Annotated in this window: 14 protein-coding genes and 2 tRNA genes; 4 read left to right on the forward strand and 12 right to left on the reverse strand. The window is 74.0% G+C overall.

The genetic code is table 11. The features are described from left to right. Nucleotides 1-358: 358 nt before the first annotated feature. Complete coding sequence (locus ACIRQF_RS34060; protein ID WP_376637438.1) at nucleotides 359-2239, forward strand: putative bifunctional diguanylate cyclase/phosphodiesterase; 1881 nt, start codon at nucleotides 359-361, stop codon at nucleotides 2237-2239. A gap of 239 nt (nucleotides 2240-2478) precedes the next feature. On the opposite strand, the gene ACIRQF_RS34065 is transcribed toward ACIRQF_RS34060, so the two are convergent. Both ACIRQF_RS34065 and ACIRQF_RS34070 read right to left on the reverse strand, forming a co-directional pair. Then, nucleotides 2479-4197, reverse strand: a complete 1719-nt coding sequence (locus ACIRQF_RS34065) for a glycosyl hydrolase family 18 protein (RefSeq protein ID WP_404098365.1) — start codon at nucleotides 4195-4197, stop codon at nucleotides 2479-2481. A gap of 242 nt (nucleotides 4198-4439) precedes the next feature. Next, nucleotides 4440-5531, reverse strand: coding sequence for an LLM class flavin-dependent oxidoreductase (locus tag ACIRQF_RS34070; RefSeq protein WP_404098614.1), 1092 nt, complete (start codon nucleotides 5529-5531; stop codon nucleotides 4440-4442). A gap of 357 nt (nucleotides 5532-5888) precedes the next feature. On the opposite strand from ACIRQF_RS34070, the gene ACIRQF_RS34075 reads away from it, so the two are divergent. Further along, the gene (locus tag ACIRQF_RS34075; RefSeq protein WP_376637440.1) at nucleotides 5889-6647 is read left to right on the forward strand and encodes an IclR family transcriptional regulator; all 759 of its coding nucleotides are present in this window, start codon (nucleotides 5889-5891) and stop codon (nucleotides 6645-6647) included. An 87-nt stretch (nucleotides 6648-6734) separates the two neighbouring features. After that, nucleotides 6735-6808, forward strand: a tRNA-Lys gene (locus ACIRQF_RS34080). 54 nt (nucleotides 6809-6862) lie between these two features. Here the strand turns inward: ACIRQF_RS34080 and ACIRQF_RS34085 are convergent. The 6 genes from ACIRQF_RS34085 to ACIRQF_RS34110 form a co-directional block, all read right to left on the reverse strand. Then, on the reverse strand, nucleotides 6863-7516 hold the full coding sequence (locus ACIRQF_RS34085) for a response regulator (RefSeq protein WP_382483605.1): 654 nt from the start codon (nucleotides 7514-7516) through the stop codon (nucleotides 6863-6865). Continuing rightward, complete coding sequence (locus ACIRQF_RS34090) at nucleotides 7456-8760, reverse strand: sensor histidine kinase (protein WP_404098369.1); 1305 nt, start codon at nucleotides 8758-8760, stop codon at nucleotides 7456-7458. The genes ACIRQF_RS34085 and ACIRQF_RS34090 overlap by 61 nt, the downstream gene beginning before the upstream one ends. A gap of 135 nt (nucleotides 8761-8895) precedes the next feature. Next, nucleotides 8896-10572, reverse strand: coding sequence for an AMP-binding protein (locus ACIRQF_RS34095; protein ID WP_404098372.1), 1677 nt, complete (start codon nucleotides 10570-10572; stop codon nucleotides 8896-8898). 26 nt (nucleotides 10573-10598) lie between these two features. After that, entirely contained in the window at nucleotides 10599-11189 is a 591-nt protein-coding gene (locus ACIRQF_RS34100) for a lytic polysaccharide monooxygenase (protein ID WP_376637444.1), read from the reverse strand. Between the two features lie 257 nt (nucleotides 11190-11446). Continuing rightward, on the reverse strand, nucleotides 11447-13558 hold the full coding sequence (locus ACIRQF_RS34105; protein WP_404098375.1) for an SPFH domain-containing protein: 2112 nt from the start codon (nucleotides 13556-13558) through the stop codon (nucleotides 11447-11449). A gap of 1497 nt (nucleotides 13559-15055) precedes the next feature. Continuing rightward, nucleotides 15056-16414: a peptidoglycan-binding protein gene (locus ACIRQF_RS34110; protein ID WP_404098378.1), complete on the reverse strand. Its 1359-nt coding sequence runs from the start codon at nucleotides 16412-16414 to the stop codon at nucleotides 15056-15058. Nucleotides 16415-16596: 182 nt separating this feature from the next. Here ACIRQF_RS34110 and ACIRQF_RS34115 point away from each other — a divergent pair. Then, nucleotides 16597-16670: transfer RNA gene (locus ACIRQF_RS34115), tRNA-Lys, on the forward strand. A gap of 221 nt (nucleotides 16671-16891) precedes the next feature. Here the strand turns inward: ACIRQF_RS34115 and ACIRQF_RS34120 are convergent. From ACIRQF_RS34120 to ACIRQF_RS34135, 4 genes are all read right to left on the reverse strand, one after another. Beyond that, nucleotides 16892-17536 carry a class F sortase gene (locus tag ACIRQF_RS34120; protein ID WP_404098381.1) on the reverse strand — a complete coding sequence of 215 codons (645 nt, stop codon included), beginning with the start codon at nucleotides 17534-17536 and terminating at the stop codon, nucleotides 16892-16894. A 5-nt stretch (nucleotides 17537-17541) separates the two neighbouring features. Next, complete coding sequence (locus ACIRQF_RS34125; RefSeq protein WP_404098384.1) at nucleotides 17542-18126, reverse strand: hypothetical protein; 585 nt, start codon at nucleotides 18124-18126, stop codon at nucleotides 17542-17544. An 85-nt stretch (nucleotides 18127-18211) separates the two neighbouring features. Beyond that, nucleotides 18212-18991, reverse strand: a complete 780-nt coding sequence (locus ACIRQF_RS34130; RefSeq protein WP_365339714.1) for an HAD-IIA family hydrolase — start codon at nucleotides 18989-18991, stop codon at nucleotides 18212-18214. A 108-nt stretch (nucleotides 18992-19099) separates the two neighbouring features. Further along, entirely contained in the window at nucleotides 19100-20641 is a 1542-nt protein-coding gene (locus tag ACIRQF_RS34135; RefSeq protein WP_404098388.1) for an alkaline phosphatase family protein, read from the reverse strand. Nucleotides 20642-20688: the final 47 nt, after the last annotated feature.

The following is a 20688-nucleotide window of genomic DNA, read 5'->3' on the forward strand; positions in this document are numbered from 1 at the left end:
TCACGTGGACCTCCGGCTCCGGAAAGCGTGACACCCCACCCACCTTGTGTCGGTTTGGGGGGTTTCGCACCTTTCCACTGCCCCGGTCGGGTGAGCGGGACCCGCCGGGTCGACGCGACACGGACCCGCATCAGCTCACGGAAAGTCACATTCGGTCAGAGCGTCGTCGACCCGTGTCATACCCGCGCAGAAACGATCGGCCGGTCCTCCGGGTGGGCAGCCTCACAGCTCCCACGGACCCGGCGCCGGGTCCCGAAGCTGGAACGGCCCCCGGGCCAGCCTCTATGATCGGCACACTTTCCTTGGCCGACCATTCCGACCACATCTGTACGGCCCGAACGCACTACGGGAGCGAGCGGTGAGCGGAACCTCCGAAGAACCGGTGCACCCGTCGGCTGAGCCGATGCTCACGGAGCGTCACGGAACCGATCCCGATCACGAACTCCCGCCGCCGGAGTCCCGGGAGAGCGAACTGCGCGACTACCGCGCCGCCTTCCGGGCCGCCCGGCTCGCCATGGCCGTGGTCGACCGGAACGGCGTCGTCGTCGCGGCCAACGAGTCGCTGGCCGCCCTCCTCGGCACCGAGACCGCCGCGCTGCACGAGCAGGCCGCCGCCGACCTCGTCGACCTGGCCGCCGACGGACGCACCTGGCACGCCTACCGCGAGGTGCTGCGCGGCCGCCGCTCCCGCTTCCGCTGCACCCGCCGACTCAAGCACCCCGACGGACGCTCCCTGTGGGCCGAGGTGACCGTCTCCCCCGTTCCCGACAGCCCGCGCGTGCTGCTCACCGTCGCCGACATCAGCGACCGGCGCGAGCTCCAGGCCCGGCTGCGCCACCTCCAGATGCACGACCCGGTCACCCGCCTGCCCAACCGCACCCTCTTCTTCGAGCGCCTCACCGCCGCCCTGGAGAGCGCCGTCGCCGAGAGCCCGGCGGACGAGGACCCCCGGGACCGGTCGTACGAGTCGTACGAGTCGTACGGGCATGGCAGAACAGGGCGGATCGGCATCTGCTACCTCGACCTCGACGGTTTCAAGGCCGTCAACGACACCCTCGGCCACCGGGTCGGCGACCGGCTGCTCGCGGCCGTCGCGAGCCGGCTCACCGAGTGCGCCGACGGCTACGGCTACACGCGCAACGGCGGGCACCTCGTGGCCCGGCTCGGCGGCGACGAGTTCGCGATCCTGGTCGAGGACTCGACCGGCACCGAGCAGCTGGCCGATCTTGCGCAGTCGGTCCTCACCGCGCTCCAGGAGCCCTTCGACCTGTCCGGGCAGCGGCTCTCGGTCTCCGCTTCCATCGGCGTGGTCGAGCGGCGGGCGCACGGCTCCTCGGCGACCTGTCTCATGCAGGCCGCCGACACCACGCTCTACTGGGCGAAGGCCGACGGAAAGGCCCGCTGGACGCTCTTCGACCCGGAGCGCAACGCGCACCGGATGACCAGGCAGGCGCTCTCCTCCACCCTTCGCCCGGCCGTGGAGCGCGGCGAGTTCGCGCTGGAGTACCAGCCGCTGGTGGACCTCGCGAACAGCGCGGTGCGCGGGGTGGAGGCGCTGGTGCGCTGGAACCATCCACAGTTCGGCACGCTGACGCCGAATCGGTTCGTCGGGATCGCCGAGGAGGACGGCTCGATCGTCGAGCTCGGGCGCTGGGTGCTGCAGACGGCCTGCCGCCAGGCCCGGCAGTGGCAGAAGGACCACCCGGGCGACCGGCCGATCTTCGTCAGTGTCAACGTGGCGGTGCGCCAGGTCTGGGACTCCGACCTGGTGGCCGATGTCGCGGGCATCCTCGCCGAGACCGGGCTCGCGCCGCATCTGCTCCAGCTGGAGCTGACCGAGTCCGCGGTGATGGGCTCGGCGGGCCGCCCGCTCCAGGCGCTCCAGGCGCTCAGCGACATGGGCGTGCGGATCGCCATCGACGACTTCGGCACCGGCTACTCGAACCTCGCCTACCTGAGCCGGCTCCCGGTCTCGGTCCTCAAGCTGGACGGATCGTTCGTCCGCGGCTTCCAGGACGAGGAGCACGCGAACCCGGCCGACGAGCTGATCGTCGAGGCGCTGGTCCAGCTGGCCCACCGGCTCGGGCTCACGGTCACCGCCGAGTGCGTGGAGACCGCGGGCCAGGCCGCCCGGCTGCGCCGCATCGGCTGCGACACCGGCCAGGGCTGGCTCTACTCACGGGCGGTGCCCCCGGAGAACATCGCGGACCTCATCGGCGTCGCGCCGCTTCCCGTCTGACCGGGCGCCGGGGGCCGCCTCCCGTCTGACCGGGCGCCGGGGGCCGCCTCCCGTGTGACCGGGCGCCGGGGACCGGGCTCGTAGGCGTCGCCCGCGCCCGTGTCGGCCCCGCCCTGGCCTGTCACGCCCCGGCTCCGCTCCGGCCGCCCCCGCGTCCGGGCATGGAACTGCCCCCGGCCGGAGGGACATTCCGGGCGGGGGCAGTGGTTCATGCGGTGCTACGAGGGATCAGCGGGCGGTCAGCAGGCGCCGAGGTCCTGCCAGACGCCCCACTCGCCGGTCGTGCCCGGCTCCTCGTTCTGGGTCCACCACTTGGCCTTCCAGTTGTGACCCTTGTGGGAGACCGTCTGGCCGCCGGTGTAGACCTGGCCGGCCACGTACGCCGGGCCGGTGCAGCCGGTGGGCGGCGTCGTCGGCGGGGTCGTGGGCGGAGTGGTCGGCGGGGTGGTGGGCGGCGTCGTCGGCGGGGTGGTCGGCGGCGTCGTGGTGGGCGGGGTGGTCGGGTTGGTCGGGGACGAACCGACGGCGGTCACGATCTGGTTGAGGAGCGTGGTGTTGGCGTCCAGGCCGAGCAGCGAGTACATCATCGCGCCGGCGAGACCGCGCTGGTGGGCGTAGTCGGCGCGGGCCTGGATGGTGCGCTGGTCGAGACCGGTGAAGAACTCGCCGTCCTTGTAGAAGTACGCGGACTTGGCCTGGTCGTCCCAGAAGGTGGTGGCCGCGTTGTCGACGATGCCGCCCAGCTCCTTGTAGTGGGCGATGCCGGGCTGCTGGCTCAGCGGGCGGGCGCCGGAGGGGCCGGTGGCGGGCTGGGCGAGGCCGTTGGCGGTCCCGGCCGGGACGCCCTTCCAGCCGCGGTAGTAGAACTCGTAGCCGAGGGTCAGCTTGTTCGCGGGGAAGCCGCCGGTGATGCCGTAGGCGGGCTTGCCGTCGATCCAGGAGTCGATGGCGTTGTCGATCGAGTACTTCTCGGTGCCCGGCTTGATGGGGTCGGTCGGGTCGTTGGTGCCCGAGTAGAGCGGGGACTGGTGGTACGTCGGCCCGTCGCCGTCCCAGGCGCCGTGCATGTCGTACGTCATAATGTTCGCGTAGTCGAGGTACGCGCCGATCTTGTCCGTCTCGATGTTCTTGATCTTGTCCTGGCCGGCCGGCAGTGCGGCGGTCAGCAGGTACTTCTTGCCGCCGTGGGCGGCGCCGTACTCGTCGAGCTGCTTGCGGAACTCGGCGAGCAGGAGGGTGAAGTTCTGCTTGTCCTCGGGGGCGTAGTGGTTGCCGAGGTGCCCGTCGGGCGAGCCGGGGTACTCCCAGTCGATGTCGATGCCGTCGAAGATCCCGGCCGCGGTGCCGGGGCCGCCGAAGCCGCCCTCGACCGGGAGGTCGCCCTGGATGTACTGCTTGATGCAGGAGGCGACCAGCTTCTTGCGGCTGGCGTCGGTCTTGGCCGCGTCCGAGAAGTACTTGGAGTAGGTCCAGCCACCCAGCGAGATGTTGATCTTCAGTTTGGGGTGCTTCGCCTTCAGCTCCTTGAACTGGTTGAAGACGCCCACGATCGGCTGGTCCCACTTGTCGGCCACGCCGTCGACGCTGTCCGCGGCCGAGAAGGACTTCTGGTAGTCGGCGTACGAGTCGCCCGCGCCGTCACCGGCGCTGGGGTTGTTGTCGTCGCCCGCGGCCTTGTTGGCCTCGAAACAGGTGAGGTCGGTCGGGTGGATGTTCCCGAACGAGTAGTTGATGACGTCCAGTTTGGCCGCGATGCCCCGCTCGTCGAGGTGCTTCGGGTAGAAGGCGTTCCCGTACACGCTCCACTGGTCGTAGTAGGCGATCTTGACGCCGCCGGTGGACGGGGCGGTGGCGGTGTCGGCGGCCTGGGCGGAGCCGAGGCCGACGGTCGTGGCGATCGCGCCGGCGGCGAGTGCCGAACTCAGCAGGGCGGCGATCAGTGGTCTGCGGGGGTGCACGTGCGGCCTCCGGGAGGGGTGGCGGTACGGAAGTTGGAGCAGTGATATCCGCCGCGTGAACATCACGTCAATGGTCTGAACCAGATTGAGGACTAGACCAATTGGCGAGAAAAAGCCCTCGTCAGAGGCGTGCAGCACAAAAGAGAACCGCCCGCCACCACGCGTGACGAGCGGTTTAAGGCTCACTTAGGCTTCCCGCGCCCGCCGGTTCGAGGACGAACCAACGGGCGGGGAAATTCCGCTTATCCGAGCTCCGCGGGGGCCTCCGGCGCGAGCTCCGGCAACTCGTAGGCGTCGGCGATCAGCTCGTAACTGCGCAGCCGGGCCTCCCCGCTGTGCGCGTTGGCCGTGATCATCAGCTCGTCGGCGCCGGTCCGCTTCTGGAGCCCGTCCAGGCCCTCGCGCACCTCGTCGGGCGTGCCGTGGACGATGTTCGCGAGCCAGCCGTCGACGAACTCCCGCTCGGCGGGACTGAAGGCGTACGCCTCCGCCTCCTCCGGCGTCGGGACCAGACCGGGCCGGCCGGTACGCAGCCGCAGCATCGACAGGGCACCGGTCAGCACCTGGCGACGGGCCTCCTTCGCCTCGTCGGCGGCGAGCGCGGCGACACCGATCAGCGCGTACGGCGCGTCGAGCACCGCCGAGGGCCGGAAGGACTCCCGGTAGAGGTCGAGCGCGGGGACGGTGTTGCGCGCCGAGAAGTGGTGGGCGAAGGCGAAGGGCAGCCCGAGCAGGCCGGCGAGCCGCGCGCTGAAGCCGGAGGAGCCGAGCAGCCAGATCGGCGGCCGCCCCTTCGGCCCCTGCACCGGGCCGGGCACGGCGTGGATCCGCGCGTACGGGTGCCCGTCCGGGAAGTCGTCGTCGAGGAAGCGGGTCAGTTCGGCCAGCTGCTGCGGGAACTCGTCGGCGCCCTCGTCGAGGGTCTCGGTGCGGCGCAACGCGGCGGCGGTCGCCCCGTCGGTGCCGGGCGCGCGGCCCAGACCGAGGTCGACCCGGCCCGGGGCGAGCGCCTCCAGGGTGCCGAACTGCTCGGCGATCACCAGCGGCGCGTGGTTGGGCAGCATCACACCGCCCGAGCCGAGCCGGATGCGGCTGGTGTGGGCGGCGAGGTGGGCCAGGATCACGGCGGGCGAGGAGGAGGCGACGCCGGGCATGGAGTGGTGCTCGGCCACCCAGTGCCGGTGGTAGCCGCGCCGCTCGGCGAGCCGGCTGATGCCGACGCTGGTGGCGAGCGCCTGGCTCGCGGTGCGCCCGCTGCCGACGGTCACCAGGTCCAGTACGGACAGCGGTACGGGCGCGGTGCCGCGCACCTCTCCTCGAATCGCGTCTCGAATCGCGTCGCTCACCGTGGACGGCCTTCCTGCGCTGTGACGAACGGGGGTGGGGGTGTGTGGGGGCGTGTGGGATCTTCCGGAAGATCCTCAAGACCTAACAGGAGGGTGTCTCCGGTTATTCCGGCGAAAGAATCTTCACGTCCGGAGGCGGCCCGAACGCCCGTACGGAAGGCCTCCCCCACGGCCCTGACCTCAGCCTCTCGTGCAAGGCTGTGACCATGGCATATGCCAGAGTGGCGCGCCGCAGCCCACGGCCCGTGGGCACCGCATCAATCTCGCCAACAGCCGCCCCGTAACGGGTGCTTGGCGGCTATCGTGGTACGGAAGCTTGCGGTCACAACCTGGTAGGGGGAAACCGTGGCGCTGAAGCCCGAGCCCACCGCGCCGTTCCACTCGGTGCAATACGCCCTGCGCGTGCTGGAGACGGTCTCACGGCACGGCGGTGGCGTGACGGACGTGCAGATCGCACGGGAGACCGGCCTGCCGACCGCCCATCTGACGTCCCTGCTCCTGATGCTCCGCCGCGAGGGCTATGTGGAGCAGGTCTCCGACGGCGCCTATGTCATCGGCGACTCCCTGGTCCTCCTCGGCTCCGGCAGCACCCGGCGCGAGGCCCTGGAGCTCAAGCTCCAGGAAACCCTGACCGAGCTGCGCGACTCGGTCGGCGCCGCGGTCTACATCAGCCGCTACATCGACGGCGAGGTGAAGATCACCCAGTTCGCCGACGGCCCGCGCACCCCCAAGGTCAACGAGTGGGTGGACTTCCGCTCGGCCGCCCACGCCAGCGCGGTCGGCAAGTGCCTGCTGACCCAGCTGGACCTGAACGGACGCCGGGACCACCTGGCGCGCCACAAGATCGCCCGGCTGACCTCCCGGACGATCACCAACGAGAAGGTGCTGTTCTCCAAGCTGGACAGCCAGCCGCCGACCGTCCCGGTGCTCGACCTCCAGGAGTACGCGGTGGGCACGGTCTGCGCCGCGGTGCCGCTGACGGCCGGCTCGGCCGTGGGCTGCCTGGCCCTTTCGCTGCCGCTGGAGCACGCGCACCGGCTCCGCTCGGCGGCCGACATGCTGAACCGGCGGGCGGCCCCGGTGGTGCTCTCGCTGGCGATCTGAGTCCTCCCCGGTCACCCCGCCTCGGGGTGACCACCGGGGTGGTCACGAGCACCCCTCGGGACCGGGTAGTATTTTCTCTGTCAGCAGGCGCCGCTAGCTCAGTTGGTTAGAGCAGCTGACTCTTAATCAGCGGGTCCGGGGTTCGAGTCCCTGGCGGCGCACAGACAGGAAGGCCCCTCGCGAGAGCGAGGGGCCTTCTGCTTTGCCGCGTCCCGTCAGGCCTGGAGGTAGGCGAGGACGGCCAGCACCCGCCGGTGGGTGTCCTCGGCGGGCGGCAGGTCGAGTTTGGCCAGGATGTTGCCGATGTGCTTGCCGATCGCCGCCTCCGTCACGACCAGCCGGCGGGCGATCGCCGCGTTCGAGTGCCCCTCCGCGACCAGCCCCAGCACCTCCCGCTCGCGCGGGGTCAGCGCCCGCAGGGGGTCCCGGTGGCGGCGCAGCAGCTGCCGTACGACCTCGGGGTCGACGACCGTGCCGCCGTCCGCCACCCGGGCCAGGGCGTCCAGGAACTCCTCGACCTGGCCGATCCGGTCCTTGAGGAGATAGCCGACGCCGGTGCCGTCGCCCGCGTCCAGGAGATCGGCGGCGTACGAGCGCTGCACGTACTGGCTGAGCACCAGGATCGGCAGCGCCGGCCGCTCGGCGCGCAGTGCGACCGCCGCGCGCAGCCCCTCGTCCTGGAAGCCGGGCGGCATCCTCACGTCCGTGACGACGACGTCCGGTTCGTGCGCGGCGACGGCGTCGCGCAGGGCGTCGGCGTCACCGACCGCGGCGGCCACCTCGTGGCCGAAACGCGCCAGCAGGCCGATCAGTCCCTCGCGGAGGAGGACGCTGTCCTCGGCGAGGACGATTCGCAGAGGGCGCTGCACGGGATCTCCGCTCGTAGCAGGGTCGGCCCGCCGGGCGGGCTCGTGATCGTCAGTGTGCCATCGAGGACGGCGAGCCGGTCGGCCAGTCCGGTGATGCCGGTGCCCCGGGCGGAGTCGGCCCCGCCGCGCCCGTCGTCCTCGACGGTGACGACCAGCGTTCCGTCACGGTGCCGGGCGGTGAGCCGGGCGCGGGCGGCGCCGCTGTGCCGGTCGACGTTGGCGAGCGCCTCGCGGCCCACGAAGTAGCCGGCGCTCTCGACGGGGGCGGGCAGCCGGGGCAGCTCGACCTCCGTGTCCACGGGGGTGGAGGCGCGGTCGGCGGCGTCGGCGAGGGCGGCGCCGAGCCCGTAGTCGGCGAGCACCTGGGGGTGGATGCCGTGGATCAGCTCGCGCAGCTCGGTGAGCACCTGTCCGGCCTCCGCGTGCGCCCTGGCGAGCTGGTCGGCGAGCGGCCCGGGCGGGGCGTCGTAACGGGCGAGGCCGAGGGTCATGGTGAGCGCGACCAGGCGTTGCTGGGCACCGTCGTGGAGATCGCGCTCGATCCGGCGCCGCTCCCCCTCGAAGGCGGCGGCGAGCCGGGCCCGCGAGGCGGTGACCTCCCCGATCCGGTCCCGCAGCTCCGCCTCGCGCGGGGCGAGCAGTGCCCGTGCGAGAGCGGCCCGGGCACCGGCGAGCGCGGTCAGCGGAAGGAGCAGCAGGGGCAGCAGCACGAGCCCGAGCAGCGCGGCCCCGCAGGCCTGGGGGTACGAGGTGACGAGATACGCCTTGACGACCTTCGCCTCCTGTCCGTCGAGCGCGAACTGGATCGGGGCGCTCATCAGCGCCGCGGGCAGCCCGATCCCGACGGCGAGGACCACGAGATCCAGCGGCCACAGCACGGTGGCGTGGAGCAGCGCGTACCCGAACTCGCGCCACGTCGCCTGCTCCCGTACCCGCAGGCCCACCCAGGCTCCGAGCCCCGGCGCCTCGGGCACCCGGTGCGGGTCGACCGCCGGCTCGCCGTCGACCAGCCGGAGCCGCCACCGCTCGACCCCGCCGAGCGCGACCCCGGCCAGCGGCAGCAGGGGCAGCCCCACGAGCAGCACGGAGAAGCCGAGGAGCACCAGCAGCACGGCGAGTGCGACGGCTCCGCCGACGACGCCGGACGCGAGATAGCCGACGGCCCGCCAGGGCCAGGCGGTGCGGAGGAACACGTGTGGCCGGGCGAGGGCCTGCCAGACGGTACGGGGGCTACGGGGCTGCATGGCGATCACGCTATGCGCGGGGAGCCGGGCCGGGCCATGGGCGCAGTGGGTGGGCCGGTGGCGGGTCTGGCCCCACCCTCGCGGCGGAGGGTCCGCCCGGGCGGCGGGTGGGACCCGTCCGGACGGGGGTGGGACCTACCCCCGCGGCGGGGGGAGCTGTCCGGGGAAGGGCCGGTTCTGCCGTTCGTACCGCCGCCGCACCCGTTCCCGGCTCTCGGGGGTGAGCGGCTCGTACGGCGCGGTCGGTGCCGGGCGCCACCAGAGGGGATCGGGGGTGGTGAGGCCGGCGCGACGGAGGGCCACGCGGTGGATCTTGTTCGTGGCGGTGAGGGGGAGTTCGGACATGACCCGGACGTAGGTGGGGGGCATCTTGGTGCCCAGGTCGCTCTGGGCTTCGAGGAAGGCGGCGAAGGCGGTCGGGTCGAAGGCGGCGCCGGGGCGCAGCGCGAGCGCGGCCATGACCTGGTCGCCGGAGACCGGGTCGGGGATCGCGTAGACGGCGACGCCGGCGGCGCGGTCCCAGCGGGCGAGGATGTTCTCGATCATCGCGGCGGCGAGGTTCTCGCTGTCGACGCGCAGACGGTCGTCGGTGCGGCCCGCGAAGTAGAGGAAGCCGTCGGCGTCGCGGTAGAAGAGGTCGCCGGTCCAGTACCAGCCCGCGCGGAGCCGGGCGGCGTCGGCCTCGGGGTTGCGCCAGTAGCCCTCGAAGGGGCTGCGGCCGCGGTTGACCAGCTCGCCGACGGCCTCGTCGGCGTTGAGGAGGAGGCCGGTGGCCGAGAAGCGGGCGGGCGGGCACTCGCGGCGGGTCTCCGGGTCGACCACGGCGAGGTCGTCGCCGGGCGCGGCGCGTCCGATGGCTCCGGCCGGGGTGTCGGCGGTCCGCTGGATCGCGGCGCCGCCCTCGGAGGAGCCGTACCCCTCCACGAGCCGCGCCCCGAACCGGGCCTCGAAGCGGGCCGCGTCCACCGCACCGGCCTCGGTACCGAAGCCGAGCCGGAGGCGGTGGTCGCGGTCGTCGGGGCTCTCGGGGGTGGCCAGCAGGTACTGGACGGCGCGGCCGACGTACGTGAAGTACGTGGCGCCGAAGTGGCGTACGTCGGGGAGGAAGCGGGAGGCCGAGAAGCGGGCGCGGAGCGCGATGCCGGCGCCGGCGGCGAGGGCGGGCGCCCAGTCGGCGATGACGGCGTTGCCGTGGAACATCGGCATGCAGATGTAGTGCGTGTCGTCGGGCGTGACGCCGAAGTGGGAGACGAGCGAGGCCCCGGCGGCGGCGAGCCGCCCCTGGGAGCAGACGGCCGCCTTCGGGGCGCCGGTGGAGCCGGAGGTGAAGTACAGCAGCAGCCGGCTGTCGGGGCGGGCGGGCCGGAGGAAGGCGTCGTCGGGCGTGGCCGTGGCATAGGGCGCCAGGAGGGCGGCGTAGGCGTCGGTGTCCGTGACGAGGACGCGCAGCCCGGGCAGCGGCAGGCCGTCGAGGAGCGGCAGGTGGGCGCGCTGGGTGACCAGGACCCGGCAGCCGGTGTGCCGGATGTCCCGGGCGAGTTCGGCGCCGCGCCGGGTGGGGTTGATCCCGGCCACGGCGGCCCCCGCGAGGGCCGCCGCGCCGAGCCAGAGCGGGTACTCCGGTGTGTTGTCGAGCAGGAGGCCGAGGTGCGGCTCGCTCCCCGGCCGGTCGGGCATCAGCTCCGTGAGCAGGGCGGCGCGCGCGGCGGCGCCGGCGGCGACCTGGTGGTGGGTGAGGGTGGTGCGCTCGTCCCTCAGTCCGGTCCGGTGGTCGCCCCATTGGCGTCGTACGAGTTCCGCGACGGTCCCCATGCGGCGGGATGGTAGCTGACGCTCTGTCAGAACTGAACGTCCGAGCACGCGTAGAAGGCGTTCCCGGTGTCCGCGACGGTCCACACCGCCAGGATCAGATGGCGGCCGGTCTTGCCCGCCGGGACGGTCCCGGAGTGCGAGAGGGTCGAGGGCGGTTGCTGGTTGTTGTAGGGGACGACCAGGAAGGGCTGGGAGTCGAGGTCGGCCCTGGTCAGGGCCTTGGTCCCGGTCCAGCCGTTCTTGGTGATGTAGTAGCGGAAGTCCGTGGTCGCGTGGCGGGCCGTGAACTGCCAGCGGAAGGTGTAGCTCTGGCCCGCGGTGACCCTGGTGGTGGGCCAGGCGCCGTTGCGGGGGGCGTCGAGCTGTGCGAAGCGGGAGTTCCCGCCGGCGCAGATCTTCCCGTCGGCGGGGCCCGCGGCCGGGAAGCCCTTGAGCCCCTCGACCGACTGCGGCTCCCACTGGATGTCGCCGCAGTTGGTCACGGTGCCGTTGGCGCAGAGCTTCTGACGGCTGATCGGCGAGTCGGTGTAGCCGTGGCTGCTCGCACTGGTGGTCGCGAAGAGGGAGGCCGCGGCGACGCCGAGCGCCACGGCCGCCACTCCTGTCTTTTTGCGCATGCTGTCGCTCCAGGAGAACGTGGGGGAGTTCTGTGGGCTGTGCTGCACGCGTGCGGGAGGGATGGTTCCGGTCTAGACCAAGTACCAAGGTAGGGACGAAACTTGAACATGTCCATACCAAAGGAGGGGGCGGGGGCGAGCGGCCGGAGCGGGGCGGGCCCGGGGACGGCGCGCGGCGGGAGCGGGGACCGGCCGGCACACGGATGTCCCCGCGGAAAAGCTCCGCGGGGACATCGGCCGGCGGGACGCGCCCCTTGCTACGCGCCCTCCACCGGAGCCGTACGACCGGTGTAGAACGCCACCGTCAGATCCTTCACCAGCGCCTTCCGCTCGTAGTCGTCCAGCTCCACCAGACCACGAGAGGTCAGCCGGTGGACCACGTCGTCCACCGCGTCCACCACCGAGGTCAGCACGCTGTCCCGGTGCTTCGCGTCGATCGCCGCGATCCGGCGGCGCTGCATGGCCGCCGCGACCGCGGGGGCGTACTCGATCCGGGTCGGCTGCACCGAGAACACGTCGATGCCGACCGGCGCGCACTCCGCCGACAGCAGCCGGGTCAGCGCCTCGCCCACCGCCTCCGAGTCGCGCAGCGTCGGCGCGTCCTCGTGGAACGCGTCGGCCGGCAGCTGCGACAGCACGCGGGCCATCGCCGCCTCCACCTGCTCGCGCAGGTACTCCTCGTGCCGGTCGACCCCGAGCACGGCGCGCACGGTGTCCCGGATCCGCCACACGACGAGGACGACCACGTCCAGCGCCGTGCCCTTGGCGTCGACGGCGGGCAGCGGCTCGCTCCGCCAGTGCCGCAGGCGTACGTCGACGCGGCGGCGGAGGAGAAGCGGGCTCACCCAGAGGAGTCCGGTACGGCGGACGGTGCCGCGGTAGTCCCCGAAGAGCGTCAGGACCAGGGCGTACCCCACCCGCCCGCGGCCGAGCCCGCCGAGGAAGAAGAGGGTCAGCGTCACCCCGGACGCCAGCAGGGCCCACTGCCAGAGATGGATCCCGTGGTACGGCCGCGAGGGCACGTGCAGCATCCGCGTCACCTCGGCGGGCACGGCGCCGGTCCACCACACCAGGGCAGCGCACGCGGCGAGCGCGAGCACTCCCCCGGCCACCCCGACCCACCCGGGCAGCACCGGCCCCGACCGCTCGACCAGCTTCGGATCGGCGGTCGGCGCGGGGCGGGCGGGCGCGGCGGCATGGCGGGCGGGCCCGGGCAGGGACGCCTTGCCCTTCCCCTTTCGCGGCGCGGCCTTGGACCCGCCCGGCGTCCTGGACAGCTTGGGCACGGGCACGGTGGCCGGTCCCCCGTCGTCCGCGCCGCCCGGCTCGTCCCGGAACAGCAGGTGCACGGGGATGGACCCGGTGGTCTCGGCCCCGATCACGTTCCGCCGCCGGGCGCTGCCGTTGCTGATGTTGTTGCTGGGGTTGTTGTTGCGGTTGTTGCTGGGGTTGTTGCCGGGTTTCCCGTTGTTGCTCGTGTTGCCGTCGGCGTGGCTGGTGCCCCCGCGCGGAACGACCTCGACGGAGGCGGCGACGGGCACGGCGACGGTCCTGACCCGACCACCGGCGGTCAAGCGGGGGTCGACCGCCCTCTCCCGCCCGGGCTCGGCCGCCGTGGTCCGCGCACCGGCCGCCGAACCCGCGGGAACGGCGCCCTTCGTGGCCGGGTCGTCGAGCGTGACGGCACCGGGCGAGGCAGCGCCCGGCCCGGCGGCAGCGCCGGCGGGCACCGCCGTACGGGCGCCCTGGCCGGCAGCGGGACCCTCGCCGGTCGCGCGTGGTGCGCCCGAGCCGACGGGCCGCGCGGTGGCGGGACCGCCCGCGGCCGGGCCGGACCCCGCCGAGGGGGTGGTGGACGCGGTGTGCGGGGCGGGCGTGCCCGGTGCCGCCGCGGGCCGGGCCGGGCCGGGTGACGTGGCGCGCGGACCGGACTGCGGTGCGGCACCTGAAGGAGCGGGGCCACCGGAGGCCGCCCCCGCGCGGGTCAGTCCGGGCGCCGCGGGGCGCAGGCCCGGCCGGGCCTGCTGCGGCGAGCCGCCCGACCCCGCGGTGGCGGGCGCGGACGCGCCGGTGGCGGCGGACTTGGCTGCGGGCGCTTCTCCGGCCGCGTCGGGGATGCTGCCGGCCCCGCCCTTGGCGGCGTCCGGGCTGCCGGGTCGAGGCGAGGCGGCGGGCGCGCCGGCGCCGGAGGAAGGCATGCGCGAGGTGGCGGCGCCGCCCGGCGCCTCGCCCGGCCGGGCGAGGCCTGGCGCCGCGCCGTGCGAGCCGGGCCGCGGCGCGGCACCCGAACCGGCGGCGGCTGCCCCGGAGTCGGCCCGCGGACCGAGGTCCCGCGCCGCCCCGCCCCCGGAGGCGAGGCCGGGCGACACGGCAGGTGAACCGGCGGCCGGCGCGGCGGGGGCATCGGCGGCGGCGACCTGCGAAGGAGCGGAGCCGCCCGGGCCCCCGACCGGGCCGGCGCCGGGGCGCGTCTCCCCGACACGCGGACCCGGCTGCGGGCCGTCGCTCGGGGCGGCACCCGGGCCGGCGCCCGGGCGCGTCTCCCCGGCACGCGGACCCGGCTGCGGGCCGGCGCTCGGGCCGGTCGGACCGGTTAGCCCGGCACGCGGACCCGGCTGCGGGCCGGCGCTCGGGGCGGCACCCGGGACGGCGCTCGGGGCAGTGCCCGGGGCGGCGCCCAGGGCATCGCTCCGTCCGGCGGAGACGGCCTCGGAGGAAGCGGCCCGCGAGGAAGCGGAGTTCTCCGCAGCGCCGTCCGAGCCGGCCAGGCCCGGCGCACCGGCGGGCGCGCCCTGCCGGGGCCCGGCACCCGAACCGGCCGCGGGCGCCGCCGTGGTGGCGCCTCCGTGGACCGGGCCGGGCGTCGCCGAAGGCGGACCGGCGGCGGAGACCGCGGAGGGGACCTGTGGGGCGGACACCGCCGAGGGGACCTGCGGGGTGGCGGCGGGGCCGGACACGGTCCGGAGGGCCTGCTGCGGTGCGGCGGGCGCGGCGCCCTGCGCCTCGGCGACGCCGGAAGCGGCGCCGGGCGATGCCGTCGAGGCGCTGTGCCCGAGGCTGTGCCCGAGGACCGGGTCGCCGGCCGGACGCGCGTGCACCGCGCTGCCGGGCGTCGCCGCACCGTCCGGTGCCGCCGTGTGCGGGGCGGGCTCGACCGGACCGGGCCCCGCCTGCGGCGCGGCCGGGCCCGGGCCCGACACCGGACGTGCCGCCCCTGACGCATCGACGCGCGCCGCCGGACCGACTCCCGTGCCCGGACCACCCGCGACGCCCACCGGCGGGACGACGCCGCCCGCGACGGCACCCGGGGACCCGGCCCCCGGCGCACCCACCGCCGCGCGGTCGGCGGCACCGAGCACGGCCGGGCCGGCCCCGACGGCACCGGACGCCACCGAGGCACCGGGCGCGGCTCCCCCGGCCGGGGCTCCCCCGCCAGGCGCAACGCTCGCCGTGTCCACGCCGCCCACCGCCGGCGGCACCGGCGTCGGGGCGACCGGACCCGTCCCTGCTCCCGGGCCAACCGCGGCGGCGCCGCCCCCCGCGGCCTGTGCCGCGCCGGGCAGCGGGCCGACGCCCGCCGCCTCGGCCACGCCCGAACCCGTACCCGCGGACGAGCCCCCGCCCGCGGACGAAGCCGGCGCGGAGCCACTCTCGGCAGGCGAGGCGCCGCCCCCGGTCGCCCCCGCGCCGCCCTCGGGCGAACCCCCGGCGGCAGGCGAACCCGCCCCGCCCGGAGGCCCGGTCGGCCGTAGGCGGCCGTCGGTCAGACGGCGGGCCGTGCGGGCCGCGTCTCGGGTGGCGGCCGGGCCGGAGTCCGGGGGGTTCGGGGTCGATGCCGTCATTCGGTCCACCTCATGTTCTCGGGGTCATCGGAACAAGCGCCGCCAGGTCTCCGGACCCGGGTAGCCGTCGGCCGCGCCGCCGCGCCAGCCCTGGGCCTGCTGGAAGGCCTGGACGTTGCGGCGGTCCGCCTCCGTCCACCGCGGACCGGGGCCCGACACGTAGTGCTTGCCGTAGCCCCGCTTCACCAGTTGTTTGCCCAGCTTCTCCACATATGCGTTGGATTGGCCCAGACGGAAGTAGCCACGCCCGGGGAACCCGTTCGCAGTTGCGCTCGACCCGCCCGAACCACTCGAACCGCCGATGCCCCGGCCCTGGCCGGAGACGAGCAGCGCCCAGCTCTGCGGGCCGGGCAGGCCGTCGGCCTCGCCGCCCTTCCAGCCCTGGGCCTGCTGGAAGGCCTGGGTCGCGCGGCGGTCCGCCTCGCCCCAGCGCGGCCCGGGACCCTGGGTGTAGAACTTCTCGCCACCCCGGGCGACCAGCAGCTTCCCGAGCTGCGTGACGTACGCGTTGTTCGCGCCGGGCCCGAACATCGCCGCTCCCGGATACGGCGTCGCCGTCGTACCCGCCGAGCCGCCTCCCGTGCCGCCGCTGACCACGCCCTTGTAGCGGTAGGCGACGTATCGGTCGGAGTTCTCCCAGTACGCGAGCGGGGTGGCCTGCTTCCGTGCGCGCGGCTTCGTCTGTTCGTAGGCGATGTACGAGGCGTGGGTGTAGTCCGTCCACCCCCCGAAGACCGTCACGTGCGAGCCGCGCGTCGGGTTGGCCGGGTTGTGGAAGAGCAGGATGTCGCCGGGCTGCAGGTCGGCCCGGTCGATCCGGTCGGCGAAGCGGTCGAGGCTGCCGGTCCACTCGTTGCCGGGGAGGTTCCAGGCCATCGAGATGTAGCCGGAGCAGTCCTGGCGGTAGCCGTCGCTCCAGTACCGCTCCATCGAGTACGGGACACCCGCCGTGACCCAGGTCTTCGCCCGGTTGACGATCTCGGTCCGGGTCGTCTTCCGCAGGGACGGGAGCGAGATCTGACTGGTCGTCGGGGTGGCGCCCGGGGACGGCGCCGAGGCCGGGCCGGGTGCGCCGCCGTGCAGCGGGCCCCGGTCGCCCTGCGGGGTGTCCGCGCCCGGACCCGTGAGGGTTCCGCCGCCGTCCGTGACCCCCGCCGCGTCCTCCGCCCCCGCCGTCCGCGCGCCGGCGGCGGCACCCGCGCCCCCGCCCAGGACCACCCCCGCCGCCGTCACCAGGACCAGCGCCCGGCGGGCGCCGTGTGCCGACGGGTGACCTCCCGCGCGCACGGGGAGGCCCAGCGCGAGGTCGCGCCGCTGCTGGGCGCAGCCCGCGCAGCCGCAGTCGGCCGCGGGCTCGATTTCTTCGAAGACCGGCACAGTCATGCGTTCCCCTCCACACTCGTCAAGATCTTCTGGCGCTCGGGTACGGGCCCCACTGTCTCAACTGTCTGGACAAATCGCATTTTGACGGATCGAAGGCACAATACGACCATCCGACAGGCCGGGCGGACCGTAAATGGTCAAGAGCATGGTCAGACGTCCTGTAGAGTTATCTCTGTCAGCAGGCGCCGCTAGCTCAGTTGGTTAGAGCAGCTGACTCTTAATCAGCGGGTCCGGGGTTCGAGTCCCTGGCGGCGCACGCGAAGACCGAGGCCCTTCACCGGATGGTGAAGGGCCTCGGTCGTTCTCCCGTTCTCCTCTACAGTGAGCGGCACCCGACCTCCCGCGGCGGCTCCGGGCTCCTCCCGCGGCCCGTGAGCCCGCGGTCGAGGACCGGACCGGCCGGCGGCCGGCGCCTTCCGCCCCGCCGGCCGGACCCCGGTCGCGGCAGTTCCCACCGGTCCCGCGCCCCCGCCGGGGTCAGCCCCGCGTCCCCGTCAGATACGCCGACACCACCACGTTCGCCGAGTACGCCCCGCTCTCCCGGTCGAACGTGCCCCCGCACGTGATCAGACGCAGCTCCGCCCGGTCCGGGACGTGCGGGCCGTAGGCCCTGCGGGCGTCGAAGTCGGCCCTCGGGTGCACCTGGACGTCGTCGATCGTGAATTCCGCGACGCTTCCGTCCGATCGGGTCACGGCGACCGTCGCGCCGGGGCGGGCCGCGCTCAGTCCGTAGAACACGGCGGGGCGGGTCTCGGTGTCGACATGGCCGACCAGCAGGGCGGGCCCCGGGGCGCCCGGCCGGACGCCGGCGCCGTACCAGCCGACGGTGTGCGGCATCTCGTACGGGGGCGGTTCGATCGCCCCGTCGGCGTCCAGGCCGCGGGCCACGACGGGCGCGGAGATCCCCAGCGAGGGGATCTCCACGCGGCGCGGTTCGAGCGGGGCCAGCGGGGTGCGCGCCGGGGGCAGCGGCGCGCCGGGCGGGCGGCCGACGGCGGCGATGTCGCCGGTGGTCGGGGCCGAGCCGCCGACCGGACCCTCGACGGCGTCGCGGCCCCAGAGCCACAGGCCGAGGATCAGGACCGCCCAGGCCGTCCCGGTCAGCGCCCGGCCGGACGTCACCCGGGTCAGTCCGTGCCCGTACCGCGGCGGCGGGCGCTGCGGAAGGCGACGGCCACCGCGGCGACCGCGGCCAGGCCGAGTCCCAGGAGGGTGTACGGGGTGCCGAGGCCCGCCGCGTCGGTCGTCTGCGCCACGCCGGGCGCCGCCGGGGCGGCGAAGGCGGCCGCGCCGCCGCCGCCCGCGTGGACGGGGGCGATCGGGGACGGGTGGTGGGTGGGCCGGTGGGTCGGCTCCTCATGGCGCCTGACCTGGACGCTGCCCGCGTCGTGATGGTCGTGCCCGTCACAGGTCACGGTGACCTTGTACGTGCCGTCCTCGAGACCGTGCTTGACCCTCGCGCCGCCGGACAGCGCGTTCTTCCCGCCCCGTCCGGTGAGCTCGGCGTCCGCGACGAACGCCTGCGACCTGGCGGCGCCGGTGGTGCCCTTGCAGCCGGTGACACGGATGTCGACGTCGGCGCCGGGCGCGGTGGTGGACGGGTCGACGGTGGCCCGCACTCCGTCATGGGCGAGGGCGGTGCCCGCCGTGGGCGCGAGCACCAGCACCAAGGCCGCTCCCGCGGCACGGAGAGCGATGGAACCTGAACGCATGGTGACCTCCTGGTACTGGCAGGTTCACCCGATTCGGTCCCGTTCGCATCCCCAGAGGGCCGACCGGGGCCCTCACCTGCGCCGATTAGACGCGGTCGACGAGGTCCGCGATCGACTTCACGATCTTCGACGGGCGGAACGGGAAGCGGTCGATCTCCGCCTGCGTGGTCAGACCGGTGAGCACCAGGAAGGTCTGCATGCCCGCCTCCAGACCGGCCAGGATGTCGGTGTCCATCCGGTCGCCGATCATGGCGCTGGACTCGGAGTGGGCGCCGATCGCGTTCAGGCCGGTGCGCATCATCAGCGGGTTCGGCTTGCCGGCGAAGTACGGCTCCTTGCCGGTCGCCTTGGTGATCAGCGCGGCGACCGACCCGGTGGCGGGCAGCGGACCCTCCAGCGAGGGGCCGGTCTCGTCCGGGTTGGTGCAGATGAAGCGGGCGCCGGCGTTGATGAGCCGGACCGCCTTGGTCATGGCCTCGAAGGAGTAGGTGCGGGTCTCGCCGAGGACCACGTAGTCGGGGTCGTGGTCGGTGAGGACGTAGCCGATGTCGTGCAGCGCGGTGGTGAGGCCGGCCTCGCCGATGACGTACGCGGTGCCGCCGGGGCGCTGGTCGTCGAGGAACTTGGCGGTGGCGAGCGCCGAGGTCCAGATGTTCTCGACGGGGACCTGGAGGCCCATGCGGGCCAGCCGGGCGTGCAGGTCGCGCGCGGTGTAGATCGAGTTGTTGGTGAGGACCAGGAACGGCTTCCCGGTGTCCCGCAGCTTCGTGATGAAGGCGTCGGCCCCGGGGATCGGCACGCCCTCGTGGATGAGGACGCCGTCCATGTCGGTGAGCCAGGATTCGATCGGCTTGCGCTCTGCCATGGGTGCGGGACTCCTGCCGTGCAAGTGCCGTGCGTGTACGACTGCCGTACACGACGTGCGGTGTGCTGGGGGCGACGCGACAGCGCTGTGGCGACGCCCCCAGCCTAGTCAGGAAGTACTGACCCTGACCCCGTCGATCACCCAGTACCAGTTGTTGGATCCGGTGTAACGGAAGCGGAAGCTGACGTTCGAGGCCCCGGCCGGCACGGGGACCGTGACGGACTGGGGCTGCGAGACGACGTCCGCCGTGTAGCTCCTGACCACGGTCGGCGTGCCGCCGTTGAACGAGGCGAGGATCTGGGCGCTCTGGGCGCCCTCCTGGCGGTAGAGGGTCGTGAAGTCCAGGGTGACCCGGGCCGCGCCGGTGACCGCGTACGCCGGGCTGACGAGCGTGGAGTCGTACGTCCCCGAGAAGCTCTTGTCGGCCCACTCGTCGGAGTCGGCGACGGCGAAGACGCCGCGGGCGCGCACGTTGAGCTCGCGCCACTGGTCGCGCTGGGAGCGGGACCAGAACTCGTCGGTGGCGAAGGCCCAGCCGCGCCACTCGGTCATACCGCCGGTGCCCATGGCGTTGTTGACGACGGACCAGCCGCTGGGCGCGGTGTGGGTGAAGCCGAGGACGCCGGCGGGGATGCCGGTCTCGTCGACGCGGCCGCCCAGGGAGGGGTGGAGGGTGTCGAAGGGGTCGGTGGAGCGGTCCTGGATCGGCTCGCCGTCGAGGCCCCAGGCGGGGTCGGGGGTGATGCCGAGCTGGCGGAAGACGGTGGCGGCGACGTCGACGAGCCGGGTGTCGACGGGTCGGGCACCGGCGGCGATGCCGGGGCCCTGGGCGAGCACGAAGGTGCGGCGCTCCTCGATGCTGGAGCCGCCGTGGCCGCCGGCGTCGGTGTGGCCGTGGTCGGTGGCGACGATGACGGTCCAGCGCTCGGTGGCGTAGGACGGGCGGGCCTGGATCGCCGCGAGGAGGCGGCCGAGGTAGGCGTCCTGGACGTCGATGGCGTCGGTGTACCTGGGGCTGGCGGCGCCGTAGGTGTGGCCGATCTCGTCGGTCTCGCCGAAGTAGACGAAGAGGACGTCGGGGTTCTGGTCGCGCAGGACCTCCTCGGTGATCCGGGTGATCGTGAGGTCGTTGACGGCGTAATCGTTGTCGTAGACGAGCTTGGCGTCGGCTCCGGGGGTGACCGTGCCGTAGGTGTCGAGCTCGGGCCAGTCGACGGCGGCGAAGAGGGAGAGCTCCGGGCGCACCTGGTGGAGGCGGGCGAGGAAGCCGGGGTAGGTGCCGTAGTCGCGGCCGGCGAAGGTGTTGTCCTTGACGCCGTGCTTGTCGGGCCAGACGCCGGTGGAGATGGTCGACCAGCCGGGGCCGGACGAGGTGGCGGCCATGGGGTTGGCGTAGAGCAGGGAGCGGCCGTAGGTGCCGTTCGCCATGAGCGACTTGAGGGTGGGCGCCTTGGCGGCGTCGATGCGGTCGTGGCGCAGGCCGTCCATGCCGACGACGAGCACCTTGTCCTTGCTGGTGCCCTGGGGGAGCGTCGGGGCCGCGGTGGCCGCCCGGGCGGTGGGAGCGGCGGCGAGTCCGGTGGCGGCGACGGCCGCGGTGGCACCGGCGGCGGCGAGCACGGTGCGGCGGGATATGCCGGTGAGCGACATCTCGGGGGTCCTCCGTAACGGGGGGATCGGGGGCCGGGGCACGCCAA

The sequence above is a fragment of the Streptomyces sp. NPDC101191 genome (assembly GCF_044767915.1).
Classification (GTDB): domain Bacteria; phylum Actinomycetota; class Actinomycetes; order Streptomycetales; family Streptomycetaceae; genus Streptomyces.